This window comes from Rhizomicrobium sp. (genome assembly GCA_037200385.1).
In the GTDB taxonomy this organism is placed as follows: domain Bacteria; phylum Pseudomonadota; class Alphaproteobacteria; order Micropepsales; family Micropepsaceae; genus Rhizomicrobium.
Genome location: JBBCGL010000001.1, coordinates 2,711,999 through 2,726,199, shown reverse-complemented (window position 1 = coordinate 2,726,199; position 14,201 = coordinate 2,711,999). Strand labels below are relative to the sequence as shown.

The following is a 14,201-nucleotide window of genomic DNA, read 5'->3' as shown; positions in this document are numbered from 1 at the left end:
GGAGGTCGAAATTTGTGGAGCAAATTTCGGGTGGGGGGCGCTCTATCCGGAGAGATCTACCCCCACCCGAAAAATCGCTGCGCGATTTTTCGACCTCCCCTCGAGGGGGAGGTGAACGTTCGACGCGTGCTCCGCGCATCGGTGCTTTGACGACGCTCGCTTTCCTCGCCGCCTGTTCCACCCATTCGCCTGCGACAGTGCCTGCCCCGCCGCCCGCGCCGGTCGCCACCCTGTGCGGGCCGGCCTCGCCGCTGGCCGCAGCCGATAGCAAGCTCGTCTGCAACATGCGCGCGGCGCTCGGCGAGACCGATCTGCCCGACGCCTGGCGCAGCACCGGCGGACCGGTGGCGCGCGTGATCCTGATCCCGGCAGGGCAGGCGGCGCTCTCGATCCGCGTCATCGGCGGCAAAATGACGGTGCACCGGCTGGCGCATGGCGCCATCGAGCTGTCGCGCACCGTCGATCTCGGCGAGGGGGAACGGGCGGCGCTGCGCGACGCCGGCGCGAAAGCCTGGGGGACGCTTGGACCGGTCGCCGACGCGCCGACCTTCGCGCCCTGCAAGGCCGCGAACTACATCGTCGCCGAGACCAATCTCAACGCCCTCGCCAAATTCGCGGTGTCGCGCTGCGTCGCGCTGAAGCCGCTGCGCGATCTCGCCGACGCCTATCTCGCGATCGCCTCCGAAAAGGTGCCCGAACTCAAGCACGACCTCGAACAATCTCTCGACTGACAGCCAAAGGAACATCCCATGCGTGTCTATTACGATCGCGACGCCGATCTGAATTTCATCAAGAACAAGAAGGTCGCCGTCATCGGCTTCGGCAGCCAGGGCCATGCCCATGCGCTCAACATGCGCGACAGCGGCGTCAAGGACGTCGCGATCGCGGCGCGGCCGGGCGCCAGCGCCAAGAAGGCGGAAGCGGCCGGCTTCAAGGTGCTGGACGTCGCCGAGGCGGCGAAATGGGCCGATGTGATGATGATGGTCACGCCCGACGAGCTGCAGGCCGACATCTACAAGGACTATCTGCACGGCAACATGAAGCAGGGCGCGGCGCTGCTCTTCGCGCATGGCTTCAACGTGCATTTCAAGCTGATCGAGGCGCGCGGCGATCTCGACGTGCTGATGGTGGCGCCCAAGGGGCCGGGCCACACGGTGCGCAGCGAATACCAGAAGGGCGGCGGCGTGCCCTGCCTGATCGCGATCCACCAGGACGCGAGCGGCAATGCGCACGACCTCGGCCTCTCCTATGCCAGCGCCATCGGCGGCGGCCGCGCCGGCGTGATCGAGACCAGCTTCCGCGAGGAATGCGAGACCGACCTGTTCGGCGAGCAGTCCGTGCTGTGCGGCGGCCTGGTCGAGCTGATCCGCGCCGGCTTCGAGACCCTGACCGAAGCGGGCTATGCGCCCGAGATGGCCTATTTCGAATGCCTGCATGAGGTGAAGCTGATCGTCGACCTGATCTACGAGGGCGGGATCGCGAACATGAACTACTCGATCTCCAACACCGCGGAATACGGCGAATACGTCACCGGCCCGCGCATCATCACGGCGGAGACCAAGAAGGAGATGAAGCGCGTGCTGGACGACATCCAGACCGGCAAGTTCGCGCGCGACTGGGTGCTGGAGAACAAGGCCGGCCAGGCGAGCTTCAAGGCGACCCGCGCCCGCGGTGCGGCGCATCCGATCGAAGAGGTCGGCGCCAAGCTGCGCGCCATGATGCCGTGGATTTCCAAGAACAAGCTGGTGGACCAGGCGAAGAATTGACGGGCGCGCGTCACGCGCCGTCGTCGTCCGCGCCGGGCGCGGCGAAGGCCGCCAGTCCGAGGGCATGAACGATCGCATCGCGGCGACGCATCGTCGCTTCGGCGGCGGCGCGGGCCGCGGCTTCGTGCGCCGGCGAAGCGCCGGTGGCGCGCGCCTTTGCGAAATCGATGACGTTCTCGTTCATCGCCTAGCGCTGCCGCTCCAGAAGCCGCTCGCCGGCGCGATGGAGTTCGTAGCGCGCGTGGTCGCTCTTCATCCGGCGGGCATGGTTGTGCGCCTCCTCGTCGGATTCGTGATAGCTGACATGGACGACGGCGAGGGTGCCGTCATCGTGGAAAAAACGAATCTCATAGTCGGGCATGGTGTCCCTCCTTGGCCTTGAATTGCCGGATTGTCCCGTTCGACAGGAATGGAAACGCACGGTCTGTGGCGCCAACCGGAACTTGACGTGGCGAAATTGCGGCTGGCGGCCTTGAAATTTTCGCGCATTTCGGGAACCACATAGGGCGATGGAACCCGCAGGTCCGCCCATGCGCCTTGGAACGCCGCTCTCGCCGAACACGATTCGCGTGATGCTGCTGGGCGCGGGCGAGCTCGGCAAGGAAGTCGTCATCGAACTGCAGCGCCTGGGGGTCGAGACCATCGCGGTCGATCGTTATGCCGACGCGCCGGCACAGCAGGTGGCGCACCGCGCGCATGTCGTCGACATGACCGATGCGAAGGCGTTGCGCGCGCTCGTCGAAAAGGAGCGGCCGCACCTGATCGTGCCGGAGATCGAAGCCATCGCGACCGATGAATTGCTCCGCATCGAAGCCGATGGGCTCGCGACGGTGATCCCCACGGCCCGCGCGGCGCATGTCACGATGAACCGCGAGCGGATCCGCCGCCTGGCGGCGGAGGAGCTGGGCCTCGCGACCTCGCCCTACGCCTTCTGCGCCTCGCGGGAAGAACTGCAGGCGGCGACGGCGTGGATCGGCTTTCCCTGCTTCGTCAAGCCGGTGATGTCGTCGTCCGGCAAGGGGCAGTCACGGCTCAGGAGCGCCGACGACGTTGCCGAGGCGTGGGACAAGGCGCTCACCGCGGGGCGGGTGAAGGGGGCGCGGGTGATCGTCGAGGGCGAGATCGCATTCGATTTCGAGATCACCCAGCTCACCGTGCGCGCCGCGAACGGCACGCAGTTCTGCGAGCCCATCGGGCATATCCAGGTCGACGGCGACTATGTGGAATCCTGGCAGCCTCAGGCGATGAGCGCGGCGGCGCTCGCCAAAGCCCGCGACATGGCCGGCAAGGTGACGGCGGCGCTGGGCGGTCACGGCATCTTTGGGGTCGAGCTGTTCGTGAAGGGCGACGAGGTGTGGTTCTCGGAAGTCAGCCCGCGGCCGCACGACACCGGCCTGGTGACGCTGGTCAGCCAATACCAGAGCGAATTCGCGCTGCACGCCCGCGCCATCCTCGGCCTGCCGGTCGACGCATCGCTGCAGGCGCCGGGCGGCTCGGCGGTGATTTATGGCGGGATGGACGCGAAAGGCATCGCCTTCGACGGCGTGGCGGAAGCGCTGGCGGTGCCTGGGAGCGAACTGCGCCTGTTCGGCAAGCCGGAGTCGCATGTGAAGCGCCGCATGGGCGTCGCGCTGGCACGCGGCCGCGACACGGACGAGGCGCGGGCGCGGGCGAAAGACGCGGCGGCGCTTGTGAAACCAGTGAGGAGCTAACGATGCGCGTACCCGACAAGAACATCGCCGAGGTCTTCGACCGCGGCTACACCATCGTCGAGAACTTCATCGACAAGGAGAGCCTGGCGGCGGCGCGCGCGGCGCTGTGGACCATCCATCCCGAGCCGGAGGAATATTTCGCCGATCCGTCGAAATATCCCCAATACGCCGCCTCGCAATTCGCCGGCATCCAGCTCTTCCCGTTCGACAGGTGGGAGCTCAACCGGCTCGCGGTCTATCCCGACCTCGTCGACATGGCCGAGCGCTTCCACGGCACCACGGAGATCGATCTCTACAAGTCCGAGTTGTGGGCGAAATATTCCGGTGCGATCAACTACGACCAGTTCCATCATCGCGACTACCGCAACCACACCATCGTGGTGCCGCGCGAGGACCAGAAGAACGCGCAGATGACGACTTTCATCCTGCTGTCGGACGTGACGGACAAGGACGGGCCGACCAAGGTGGTGCCGCTGAGCGAATATCGCGACGTGCCGCTCGGCAAGGCCCGCACCAAGTTCGGCGACTATTTCGACAAGGAAGAATCGATCGAGGGGCCGGCGGGCAGCCTGATGGTCTACAAGACCGATGTCTTCCACCGCGGCTCGAACTTCACCGCGCCGGAGCGCGCGCGGTTCGCGATCCTCACCGACTTCAAGACCCGCGCCTGGCGCTGGCAGGGCAAGCTCGCCTGGCCGGACCATTCCGAGAAGAAGACCTGGGACGAGGCGATGAGCAAGATGACCCCGCGCCAGCGCGACCTGTTCGGCTTTCCGCCCGCGGGCAGCGACTACTGGAACGCGCAGACGCTGCGCGACGTGCAGGCGCGGTATCCGGAGATGGATCTGGCGCCATACCGGGACGCTGCGACCTAGCGCAAGACCTATATCGGATTTTCCAGACTGAAGGTCTCGCTCTCGTCGTCATAGCTAAACAGCTCGGCGAAGCGCGACCAGCTGACGATGGTGCGCAGCGTCTCTTCCGCGGCGTCCTCGGTCATATAGTCCTCGAGCTCGTCGAGGAAGCGGCGCCGCGGCGCGGTGTGGCTGGCGCGCTCGTCCAGCACGCGGCGGATCAGGCCGGCCAGCGGCACATGCGCGAGCAGCGCGCGGTGGAAAATCTCCTTGCGTTCGCCCAGCGCCGCGTCGGCGAAGCGCTTGCCCATATGGGAGAGCTTGATGTCGCCGCCTTCCAGCTCGCCCAGGCGCAGCAATTGCAGCGCCTCGGCGACGGGGAACAGCTCGTCGATCTCCATCTGCAGGTCCGACGCGATGTCGGGCAGGTCGGCCTTGCCGTTATAGGGCTGCGCCGCGACCGCTTCGATGAGGCCGGAGACGAGGTTCGGCGAGACATGGTTGAGCAGGGTCGCGAGGCCGCCGCGGTCGAGCCTCGCGCTGCGCTGCCGCGCGGTCATCTCGGTGTAGATCTGATCGACGTAGTTCTCGAAGCGCGGGTCGGTGCGGTCGCGCGGGCGCGGGATGTCGATCTTGATCTCGCCCGCGACCCGGCCGGGGTTGGTCGAGAACAGCAGCACGCGGTCGCACATCAGCACCGCTTCCTCGATGTTGTGCGTCACCAGGATCACGCCCTTGATCGGCAGCTGGCCTTCGCCCCACAGCTCGAGGAAATCGGTGCGCAGGTTCTCCGCCGTCAGCACGTCGAGGGCGCTGAACGGCTCGTCCATCAGGAGGATGTTGGGATGCACCACCATGGCGCGGGCGAAGCCGACGCGCTGGCGCATGCCGCCGGAAAGCTCGCGCGGATAGGCGCTCTCATAGCCGTCGAGGCCGATCAGGTCGATCGCCGCCAGCGCGCGGGTGCGGATCTCCGCCTGCGGGATGTTGAGGGCTTCGAGGCCGAGCTGGACGTTCTCCAGCACGGTGAGCCAGGGAAAGAGCGCGAAGCTCTGGAACACCATGGCGATGCCGTTGGCGGGGCCTTCGATGGCATGGCCGAGATAGGAGAGCGTACCGCCTTGCGGCCGCGCCAGGCCCGCGATCAGGCGCAGCAGCGTCGACTTGCCCGAGCCGGAGCGGCCGAGCAGGCCGACGATCTCGCCCTGTTTGAGCGCCAGCTCGACATTGTCGAGCACCAGCAACTCGCCGCCGCCCGGGCGCGGGAAGGAGCGGCGGACATTGTGCACGTCGAGGAGGAGTTCGTCGGTCATGTGTCACCTCTTGCCTCGCTCACCCTTCGACAAGCTCAGGGTGAGGACTTCCACTTGACCCTCATCCTGAGCTTGCCGAAGGATGAGGGGAACCCCATTCACGTCAGCCTGTAGCGCCGCTCGGCGAACCAATAGAGCGGGCGCCAGAACAGCCGGTTCACGATCAGGACATAGAAACTCATCGTCGCGATGCCCAGCACGATGCGATGGAAATCGCCGCTGGCCGTCGCGTCGGCGATATAGGTGCCCAGGCCATGGGCGCGCACGGTGTGGCTGCCCCAGCTCGCGACTTCGGCGACGATGGCCGCGTTCCACGAGCCGCCCGAGGCGGTGATCGCGCCGGTGACGTAATAGGGGAAGACGCCGGGCAGGCCGACCTTGCGCCACCACAGCCAGCCCTTGACCTGCAGATTGGTGCCGGCATCGCGCAGCTCGCGCGGCAGGATGGAGGCGCCGGCGATGACGTTGAACAGGATGTACCATTGCGTCCCCAGGACCATCAGCGGCGAGAGCCAGATGTCGGGGTTGAGGTCGTAGCGCACGATCACGAACACCGCGACGGGGAAGACGAGATTGGCCGGAAAGGCCGCGAGGAATTGCGCCACCGGCTGGATCACGCGCGTCAGATGCGGCCGCAATCCGACATAGACCCCGATCGGCGTCCAGATCACGCTCGCCAGCGCGATGAGGATCGTTACGCGCAACAGGGTGAGGAAGCCGAGGCCGAAGGCGTCGCCGATGTCGCCCCAGCTGAGCGTGCCGCCCAGCATCAGCCAGATGTGCCACAGGGCGATGGCGGACAGGACGGCGAGCAGGGCGATCCAGACGACGTCGGCGGCGCGCGACGGCACCGCTTCGGTGAGGCGCGCGGCGCGGCCGGGGACCTGCGGCGCCAGGCGGTAGGTCCAGCGCATGAACAGGTGGAAGGGCTCGGCCAGCAGGTCCATGAAGCGCGAGCGGCGCAGCACGTCGAGCACCCAGGATTCGGGATAGTCCTCGCTGTCCTCGTTGTCGAAGCGGAATTTGTCGGCCCAGGCGACCAGCGGGCGGAACAGGAGCTGGTCGTAGAGCAGGATCACCACCAGCATGGTGCCGATGGCATAGCCGATGGCGGCGAGGTTCTGCTGCGCGATGGCGCTGGCGATGTAGGAGCCGATGCCGGGCAGCACGATCGTGGTATGGCCGACGCTGATGGCCTCGGCGGCGACCACGAAGAACCAGCCGCCCGACATCGACATCATCATGTTCCAGATCAGCGGCGGCAGGCCGAACGGCACTTCGATGCGCCAGAAGCGGGCCCAGCCGTTGAGCCCGAACATCCGCCCGGCCTCCAGCAGTTCGGGCGGCACGGTGCGCAGCGACTGATAGAAGCTGAACGCCATGTTCCAGGCCTGGCTGGTGAAGATCGCGAACACCGCCGCGAGCTCGGCGCCGAAGATGCGGCCGGGTGCGAGGCTGAGGAAGAACACCACCGTCACGGAAATGAAACCGAGGATCGGGACGGACTGCAGGATGTCCAGCAGGGGCACCAGCAGCGTGCCGGCGCGCTGCGACTTCGCGGCCCAGGTCGCATAGCTCAGGGTAAAGACCAGCGAGACGCCCAGCGCGATCAGCATGCGCAAGCTGGTGCGCAGCGCGTATTCCGGCAGATAGCCGGGATCCAGCGGCAAGGTGCCGTGACCCAGCGAGGACAGGGGCTGCACCAGGGCGCGGCTGGCATCGGCGAACAGCACGATGAAGCCGAGCACCAGCACCGCCGCCAACATGTCCCAGCGGCTGGGCAGCAGGCGGCGTGCCTCGATCGAGACGGGCGGCAGGATCTTCATATCCGGCAGGCCTCGAATGGGTTGAGCGTCATACGCGGGCGAGCGTCCTGCACGGCGTGCGGAACGCGCGGGCAAAGAACCACTTTGGCCGCGCGGGGGGAAGCGAAAAGTGGCGCGGTGATGGGCGCGGTTGTCGCAATCACCCTGCGGCCACCCCCGGCCCCGCTTCGGCGAAGAAAGGGCCGGCCCTTCCGGGCGGGGGAGCGGATGGCCTAGTGCGCGATCGTCTTCTCCAGCCAGCGCGCGGCCTGTTGCGGGCTCCGCTTGTCGTCGGGACGGTCGACCATCAGATTGGCCTTCTGCATGGTCGCAAGGTCGATGGCGCCGATCAGCGGCGTGAGCGCCTTGAGCAGCACGGTATCGCCGGCATGCGCGGGCGAGACCAGAAGGATCGCGTCATAGGGCGGCAACGCGCCTTTGGGATCCGTCAGGACCTTGAGGTCGTATTGCGCGATACGGCCGTCGGAGGAGAAGGCGCTGATCACGTCGACGTCGCCGCTCATCAGGGCGTTGTACATCAGGTTCGCCTGGTATTGCCGCTGGACGCCGAATTTGAGGCCATAGGCCTTGACCACGGCGCGCCATTCGGGCCGCGAGAAAATCTCGAAATCGCCGCCGATCTTCATCTTCGGCGCATAGGCGGCGAGGTCCGCGAGGGTATTGATGTGGAGCGCGTCCGCCTTGGCGCGCGGCATGGCGAAGGCATAGGCGTTCTCGAAGCCCAGGCTGCCCATCAGGCGGATGCCGTAGGTCTTCTTCATGTAGTCGGTCATCTGCGCCAGCACCGCGGCGCGGCCGGGCGCATCGCCGCGTTTCATCTCGCTCGCCCAGATCGTGCCGGAATAGTCGACATAGACGTCGAGATCGCCCGCCGCCAACGCGCGGAAGATCACCGTGGAGCCCAGACCGTCGCGCCGCGCCGTGGTGAGGCCGGCGGCGCCGAGCCTGTCGGCGAGGACGTTGCCCAGGATGTATTGCTCGTCGAAGCTCTTGGTGCCGATGACGACGCCGCGTCCGCTGCCGCCGAACATCGGATAGAGGCTGGCGAGGATCACGGCCGCGATGCCGACGAGCGCGACGACGATGCGCGGCCGCGAGCGCAAGGCGAGTCCATCCTCGGCCAGCGCGAGCAGGCGGTCGATGACGATGGCGAGGCCGGCGGCGCTGACCACGCCGAACAGCACGAACACCCAGTTCTCGGTCTGCAGGCCGGTGAAGATGTAGTTGCCCAGGCTGGTCTGGCCGATCGGCGTGGCCAGCGTCGCGGTGCCGATCACCCACACCGCGGCGGTGCGGATGCCGGCCATGATGACCGGCGCGGCCAGCGGCAGCTCGACCTGGAACAGCGACTGCCACGGCGTCATGCCGACGCCCCGCGCCGCCATCTTCACCGCGGGATCGATGCCGGCCAGCGCCGTGATGGTGTTCCTGAGCACCGGCAGCATCGAATAGAGCGTCAACGCCAACAGCGCCGGCAGGAAGCCCAGGGCGCGGAAGCCGAAGCCGAACGTGTCCTGGGTGAAGTGCGAAACGATCAGCAAAACCGGGTAGAACAGCGCCAGCAGCGCAAGGCCTGGAATGGTCTGGATGATGCTCGCGAAGCCGAGCGCAGCGCCGCGCAGCCAACGCGAACGGGCCGCAAGGATCGCGAGCGGCAGCGAGATCGCAAGGCCGAGCGCCAGCGCGCTGACGCTGAGCAGGACGTGCCAGCTCAGGAAATCGGGCAGGTTGCTCCAGGCTTCGTCGAAGCTGTTCATGCGCTCAGCGCCAGGATCTGCGCCAAGCGGCGGGCGCGCTTTTTCGGCGTGTCGACCAGCGCCTTGACGAAGTGGTCGGCGGGCGCGGCGAGAAGCTCGTTCGGCGTGCCGATCTGCAGCAGCGCGCCGTCCTTCATCACCGCGATGCGGTCGCCGAGCATCATCGCCTCGGTCATGTCGTGGGTGACGAAGATCGTCGTAAGACCGAGGCTGTTGTGGATCTGGCGATAATCCTCGGCAAGGTCGTCGCGGATCAGCGGGTCGAGCGCGCCGAAGGGCTCATCCATCAGCATGATCTTCGGCCGCGCCGCGAGCGCGCGTGCGAGCGCGACACGCTGCTGCTGTCCGCCGGAAAGCTCTTTGGGAAAGCGCGCGCGATATTCGTCCGGCGCAAGGCGCACGAGGTTGAGCAATTCGTCGACGCGCGCGTCGCGCTCCGCCCGGGGCCAGCCGAGCAGCTTCGGCGTCACCGCGATGTTCTCCGCCACCGTCATGTGCGGGAAGAGGCCGGCGCCCTGGAAGACGTAGCCCATGCGGCGGCGCAGGCTCACGGCATCGCGCGCGAGCACATCTTCGCCGTCGACCAGGATCCGTCCCCCCGACGGCTCGATCAGGCGGTTGAGCATGTTGAGCGTGGTGGTCTTGCCCGAGCCGGATTCGCCGATCAGCACCAGAAATTCGCCGTCGCCGACGGCAAAGCTCACGGCGCGGACCGACGGCATCGCGGTTCCGGGATAAGCCTTTGAAAGTCCTTGTAGTTCTATCAAAATGTCATCCCCGCAAGAAACCCGCCCGCCCTTGCGTGTCTTGCCACATTCAGCGTAAAACCGGGCGTCCCAAGTCGAAAATAGAGCTTTTACCGGCGCTTAACCACGACGCGGGCAAAGTTATCGAACCGTAAACACGGCGGGCGGAACGGCGATTCGGCAATGACGACGGTGGCACACAATGACGCAAAGGGCGGGTTCTCCGTCGGCGTCCGTGCGCGCACCTTGCTCAAGCCCCGTCCTTCCCTCGGTTCGTCGCACGCGCTTCTGCTTCTTCTTAGCTGCCCCTAGGCGCTGCCGGCGCGCGGTCATCGCGCGACAGGTGCTTAGGGGATGAAAAGCGAAAGGAGAGATCAGAAGCCGCCTCTGCGGCGAACGGAAGGAATGCATTGCCATGAGTAGCCCATCCCAGAAGGTTTCCGCGGACAAGGTCCGCATCTTCGACACCACCCTGCGCGACGGCGAGCAGTCGCCGGGCGCCGCCATGACGCTCGAGGAAAAGATCCAGATCGCCGAGTTCCTCGACGAGATGGGCGTCGACATCATCGAGGCCGGGTTCCCCATCTCGTCGGCCGGCGACTTCGAGGCGGTCAAGCAGATCGCCGGGATCGTCAAGAACGCGACGGTGTGCGGCCTGTCGCGCGCCGGCTTCAAGGACATCGATGCGGCGGGCGAAGCGCTCAAGGGCGCCAAGCGGCCGCGCATCCATACCTTCATCTCCACCAGCCCCGTCCACATGAAGCACAAGCTGCAGATGGGCGAGAACGCGGTGCTGGAGGCGGTCGGCGCCTCGGTGACCCGGGCGCGCAACTTCACCGACGATGTGCAGTGGTCGGCGGAGGATGCGACCCGCACCGTGCCGGATTTCCTGTGCCGGACGGTGGAGACTGCGATCCATTCGGGCGCGACGGTCATAAATGTGCCCGATACGGTCGGTTATTCGACGCCGCAGGAATATTTCGAGATCATCACGATGCTGCGGAATCGCGTGCCGAACGCGGACAAGGTCGTTTTCTCGACCCATTGCCACAACGATCTCGGCCTGGCGGTGGCCAATTCGCTGGCCGGCGTGCTGGCGGGCGCGCGGCAGATCGAATGCACCATCAACGGCATCGGCGAGCGCGCGGGCAATGCGGCGCTGGAGGAACTGGTGATGGCGCTGAAGGTGCGCCGCGACCTCATGCCGTTCGAGACGCGGGTGAACACCACCATGCTGTCGCGGGCCTCCAAGCTCGTCTCCAACGTCACCGGCTTCCCGGTCCAGTACAACAAGGCGATCGTCGGCAAGAACGCGTTCAGCCATGAGTCCGGCATCCACCAGGACGGTATGCTGAAGAACGTCGAGACCTACGAGATCATGCGGCCCGAGGATGTCGGCGTGCATGCGACCTCGCTGGTGCTGGGCAAGCTGTCGGGCCGCCACGCCTTCCGCGACAAGCTGGAGGCCATGGGCTATGTGCTGGAGGACGCAGCCTTCGCCGAAGCCTTCAAGCGCTTCAAGGATTTGGCGGACAAGAAGAAACACGTCTTCGACGAGGACATCGTGGCGCTGGTGGACGACGAGATCGTCCGCGGCCATGACGCGGTGTCGGTCAAGGGGCTGCGGGTCGAGAGCGGGATCGGTCTTCTTCCCGGCTGCGCGCTGACGCTTTCCATCGGCGGCGAGGACAAGACCGTCAGGACCACGGGCGACGGCCCGGTCGACGCCATCTTCAAGGCGATCAGAGAACTTTATCCGCACACGGCCACCCTGCAGCTCTTCCAGATCCACGCGGTCACGGAAGGCACGGATGCGCAGGCCACGGTCAGCGTGCGGCTCGAGGAGAACGGGCGCACCGTCACAGGCAAGGGCTCGGACACCGACACGCTGGTGGCCGCCGCCTATGCCTATGTCAATGCGCTCAACAAGCTTTTGGTGAAACGCGAAAAGCAGGCGCCCGAAGCCCTGACCGTCGCGCGATGATACAGGACGCCCCGGCGCGGTCGGCGCCGGGGCGGTCTTCGCGGGAACAAGGGTTGCAAGGGAGGTCTGCCCCTAACAAGAACGGGACAGGTTAAGTATGTTCGGCAGTCTTCTCGGCGCCCTTTCGAGCGATATGGCCATCGACCTCGGGACCGCGAACACGCTTGTGTACGTCAAGGGCCGGGGCATCGTCCTCAACGAGCCCTCGGTCGTCGCCACGATCAACCGCGGCGGCAAGAAACAGGTCCGCGCCGTCGGCAACGACGCCAAGATGATGCTGGGCCGAACTCCCGGCAATATCGAGGCGATCCGCCCGATGCGCGACGGCGTCATCGCTGATTTCGAGATCGCGGAGGAGATGATCAAGCACTTCATCCGCAAGGTCCATAACCGCCGGTCCTTCGCCAATCCGATGATCATCGTCTGCGTGCCCTCGGGTTCGACCGCGGTGGAGCGCCGCGCGATCCAGGAATCGGCCCTGTCGGCCGGCGCGCGCCGCGTCTATCTGATCGAGGAGCCGATGGCGGCGGCGATCGGCGCCGGCTTGCCGGTCAGCGAGCCGACCGGCTCGATGGTCGTCGACATCGGCGGCGGCACGACCGAAGTGGCCGTGCTCTCGCTGGGCGGCATCGTCTATTCGCGCTCCGTCCGCGTCGGCGGCGACAAGATGGATGAGGCGATCATCGCCTATATCCGGCGCCACCAGAACCTCCTGATCGGCGAAGCTTCTTCGGAGCGCATCAAGAAGGAGATCGGCTCCGCCGCGCCGCCGTCCGACGGCAATGGTGTGACCATGGAAATCAAGGGCCGCGACCTGCTCAACGGCGTGCCGAAGGAGATCACGATCACCCAGCGGCACATCGCCGAAGCGCTGGCCGAGCCGGTGGGCGCCATCGTCGAGGCGGTGAAGGTCGCGCTCGAGGCGACGCCGCCGGAGCTCGCGGCCGACATCGTGGACAAGGGCATCGTGCTCACGGGCGGCGGCTCGCTGCTCGCCAATCTCGACCAGGTGCTGCGCGACGAGACCGGCCTGCCGGTGTCGATCGCCGACGATCCGCTCTCCTGCGTCGCGCTGGGCACCGGACGGGTGCTGGAGAACACCAAGGACATGCGCCACGTCCTCTCGACGCAATTCTGACCTGGGCCGGCCGCAGGGCCGGATCGTGTAAACGTCATGGCGAACGGCGGTTGGAAGATAGCGCGGCGGCGCGGCGGGGCTCAGCTCCCCATCGCGCTGCTGGCCGCCCTCGCCGTCGCCCTGATCCTGATCGGCAAGGCGCAGAGCAACCTGTTCGACCGGGCCCGCGCCAACGTCACCGACTGGGCCGCGCCGGCGCTGCAGGTGGTGCGCACGCCGCTCGCCGGGCTCGACCGCTGGATCGGCTCGATCGGCAACCTCTTCAGCGTCTACCAGGAGAATCTGCGGCTCAAGGAAGAGAATGCGCGGCTGCGGCAATGGCAGAACGCGGCCGTGGTGCTCGACGGACGGGTCAAGCGCTACCAGCTCCTGCTGCACGCGGTGCCCGATCCGGCGCTGCAGACGGTGATGGCGCGGGTGATCGGCCGCGCCAACCGGCCGTTCCTGCAGACCATGATCCTCGACGCCGGCAAGGCGCAGGGCGTCAAGCCGGGGCAGGGCGTGATCGACGCGCGCGGCATGATCGGGCGCATCTTCCTCGCCGGCGATCACACCGCATGGGTGATCCTCCTGACCGATCTCAACAGCCGCATTCCGGTGTCCATCGAGCCGGGCAACGTCCAGGCGATCATGGCCGGCGACAATACCGGCGCGCCGACGCTCGATCTGCTGTCGCAGAACGTGGTGCTCAAGCCCGGCATGCAGGTGGTCAGCTCGGGGGACGGCGGATTGCTGCCGCCGGGTCTCGCCATCGGTACCGTGGTCGCCGATCCCTCGGGCGGCTTTCGCGTCGCGCTGCTCGCCGATCCCGCTTCGAGCGAGGACGTCAATATCGTCGACTTCAAGCAGAAGGCCGAAGCGCCTCCCGCGGTGTCTCCGGCCGACCTGCCGGCCACGGCCGCGGGCCTGCCGCCCGCCGCGCCGCCGGCTCCGATACCCGCGACCGCGCCGAACGGATTGCCCACCACCACGCCACCCGGCGTCAATGCCGGCGCACCGCAGCCGGCCGCGGCGAACGGCGCCAAGCCGCCGCAGCCCGCCGCGGCCAACACGGCCAAGCCCGCGCCGTCCGACGCCACGCCAGACGCCGGCGGAGCCGAATAGA

13 protein-coding genes are annotated in these 14,201 nt (G+C 66.8%); 7 read left to right on the top strand and 6 right to left on the bottom strand.

All coding sequences use genetic code 11. The features are described 5' to 3' along the window. Nucleotides 1-146: 146 nt before the first annotated feature. Complete coding sequence (locus tag WDM91_12970) at nt 147-731, top strand: hypothetical protein (protein MEI9995501.1); 585 nt, start codon at nt 147-149, stop codon at nt 729-731. 18 nt (nt 732-749) lie between these two features. Then, nucleotides 750-1,766 (top strand): ketol-acid reductoisomerase, encoded by a 1,017-nt coding sequence (gene ilvC / locus WDM91_12965; protein ID MEI9995500.1) that lies wholly within the window; start codon nt 750-752, stop codon nt 1,764-1,766. 10 nt (nt 1,767-1,776) lie between these two features. Here ilvC and WDM91_12960 read toward each other — a convergent pair whose 3' ends face one another. Both WDM91_12960 and WDM91_12955 read right to left on the bottom strand, forming a co-directional pair. Next, nucleotides 1,777-1,950 carry a hypothetical protein gene (locus WDM91_12960; protein ID MEI9995499.1) on the bottom strand — a complete coding sequence of 58 codons (174 nt, stop codon included), beginning with the start codon at nt 1,948-1,950 and terminating at the stop codon, nt 1,777-1,779. A 3-nt stretch (nt 1,951-1,953) separates the two neighbouring features. Further along, nucleotides 1,954-2,127, bottom strand: a complete 174-nt coding sequence (locus tag WDM91_12955) for a hypothetical protein (GenBank protein MEI9995498.1) — start codon at nt 2,125-2,127, stop codon at nt 1,954-1,956. Nucleotides 2,128-2,296: 169 nt separating this feature from the next. Between WDM91_12955 and purT the strand changes: the two genes are divergently transcribed. Beyond that, nucleotides 2,297-3,478, top strand: coding sequence for a formate-dependent phosphoribosylglycinamide formyltransferase (gene purT / locus WDM91_12950; GenBank protein MEI9995497.1), 1,182 nt, complete (start codon nt 2,297-2,299; stop codon nt 3,476-3,478). 2 nt (nt 3,479-3,480) lie between these two features. After that, on the top strand, nt 3,481-4,353 hold the full coding sequence (locus WDM91_12945; GenBank protein MEI9995496.1) for a phytanoyl-CoA dioxygenase family protein: 873 nt from the start codon (nt 3,481-3,483) through the stop codon (nt 4,351-4,353). Nucleotides 4,354-4,361: 8 nt separating this feature from the next. On the opposite strand, the gene WDM91_12940 is transcribed toward WDM91_12945, so the two are convergent. From WDM91_12940 to WDM91_12925, 4 genes are all read right to left on the bottom strand, one after another. After that, nucleotides 4,362-5,645, bottom strand: coding sequence for a nitrate/sulfonate/bicarbonate ABC transporter ATP-binding protein (locus tag WDM91_12940; GenBank protein MEI9995495.1), 1,284 nt, complete (start codon nt 5,643-5,645; stop codon nt 4,362-4,364). 98 nt (nt 5,646-5,743) lie between these two features. Further along, nucleotides 5,744-7,471, bottom strand: a complete 1,728-nt coding sequence (locus WDM91_12935) for an ABC transporter permease subunit (protein MEI9995494.1) — start codon at nt 7,469-7,471, stop codon at nt 5,744-5,746. A 212-nt stretch (nt 7,472-7,683) separates the two neighbouring features. After that, nucleotides 7,684-9,228 carry an ABC transporter permease/substrate-binding protein gene (locus tag WDM91_12930; protein ID MEI9995493.1) on the bottom strand — a complete coding sequence of 515 codons (1,545 nt, stop codon included), beginning with the start codon at nt 9,226-9,228 and terminating at the stop codon, nt 7,684-7,686. Further along, on the bottom strand, nt 9,225-9,950 hold the full coding sequence (locus tag WDM91_12925) for an ATP-binding cassette domain-containing protein (protein ID MEI9995492.1): 726 nt from the start codon (nt 9,948-9,950) through the stop codon (nt 9,225-9,227). The genes WDM91_12930 and WDM91_12925 overlap by 4 nt, the downstream gene beginning before the upstream one ends. A gap of 439 nt (nt 9,951-10,389) precedes the next feature. Here WDM91_12925 and WDM91_12920 point away from each other — a divergent pair, with 439 nt between their 5' ends. From WDM91_12920 to WDM91_12910, 3 genes are all read left to right on the top strand, one after another. Continuing rightward, the gene (locus WDM91_12920) at nt 10,390-11,958 is read left to right on the top strand and encodes a 2-isopropylmalate synthase (protein ID MEI9995491.1); all 1,569 of its coding nucleotides are present in this window, start codon (nt 10,390-10,392) and stop codon (nt 11,956-11,958) included. 97 nt (nt 11,959-12,055) lie between these two features. Next, complete coding sequence (locus tag WDM91_12915) at nt 12,056-13,096, top strand: rod shape-determining protein (GenBank protein ID MEI9995490.1); 1,041 nt, start codon at nt 12,056-12,058, stop codon at nt 13,094-13,096. Nucleotides 13,097-13,132: 36 nt separating this feature from the next. After that, nucleotides 13,133-14,200: a rod shape-determining protein MreC gene (locus tag WDM91_12910; protein ID MEI9995489.1), complete on the top strand. Its 1,068-nt coding sequence runs from the start codon at nt 13,133-13,135 to the stop codon at nt 14,198-14,200. The last annotated feature ends 1 nt before the right edge of the window (nt 14,201 follow it).

What these genes read in the sequence shown, in the direction of transcription:
- ilvC (MEI9995500.1), top strand. Translation starts at nt 750, where the DNA reads ATGCGTGTCTATTACGATCGCGACGCCGATCTGAATTTCATCAAGAAC.
- WDM91_12960 (MEI9995499.1), bottom strand. Translation starts at nt 1,950, where the DNA reads ATGAACGAGAACGTCATCGATTTCGCAAAGGCGCGCGCCACCGGCGCT.
- WDM91_12955 (MEI9995498.1), bottom strand. Translation starts at nt 2,127, where the DNA reads ATGCCCGACTATGAGATTCGTTTTTTCCACGATGACGGCACCCTCGCC.
- purT (MEI9995497.1), top strand. Translation starts at nt 2,297, where the DNA reads ATGCGCCTTGGAACGCCGCTCTCGCCGAACACGATTCGCGTGATGCTG.
- WDM91_12945 (MEI9995496.1), top strand. Translation starts at nt 3,481, where the DNA reads ATGCGCGTACCCGACAAGAACATCGCCGAGGTCTTCGACCGCGGCTAC.
- WDM91_12940 (MEI9995495.1), bottom strand. Translation starts at nt 5,645, where the DNA reads ATGACCGACGAACTCCTCCTCGACGTGCACAATGTCCGCCGCTCCTTC.
- WDM91_12935 (MEI9995494.1), bottom strand. Translation starts at nt 7,471, where the DNA reads ATGAAGATCCTGCCGCCCGTCTCGATCGAGGCACGCCGCCTGCTGCCC.
- WDM91_12930 (MEI9995493.1), bottom strand. Translation starts at nt 9,228, where the DNA reads ATGAACAGCTTCGACGAAGCCTGGAGCAACCTGCCCGATTTCCTGAGC.
- WDM91_12925 (MEI9995492.1), bottom strand. Translation starts at nt 9,950, where the DNA reads ATGCCGTCGGTCCGCGCCGTGAGCTTTGCCGTCGGCGACGGCGAATTT.
- WDM91_12920 (MEI9995491.1), top strand. Translation starts at nt 10,390, where the DNA reads ATGAGTAGCCCATCCCAGAAGGTTTCCGCGGACAAGGTCCGCATCTTC.
- WDM91_12915 (MEI9995490.1), top strand. Translation starts at nt 12,056, where the DNA reads ATGTTCGGCAGTCTTCTCGGCGCCCTTTCGAGCGATATGGCCATCGAC.
- WDM91_12910 (MEI9995489.1), top strand. Translation starts at nt 13,133, where the DNA reads ATGGCGAACGGCGGTTGGAAGATAGCGCGGCGGCGCGGCGGGGCTCAG.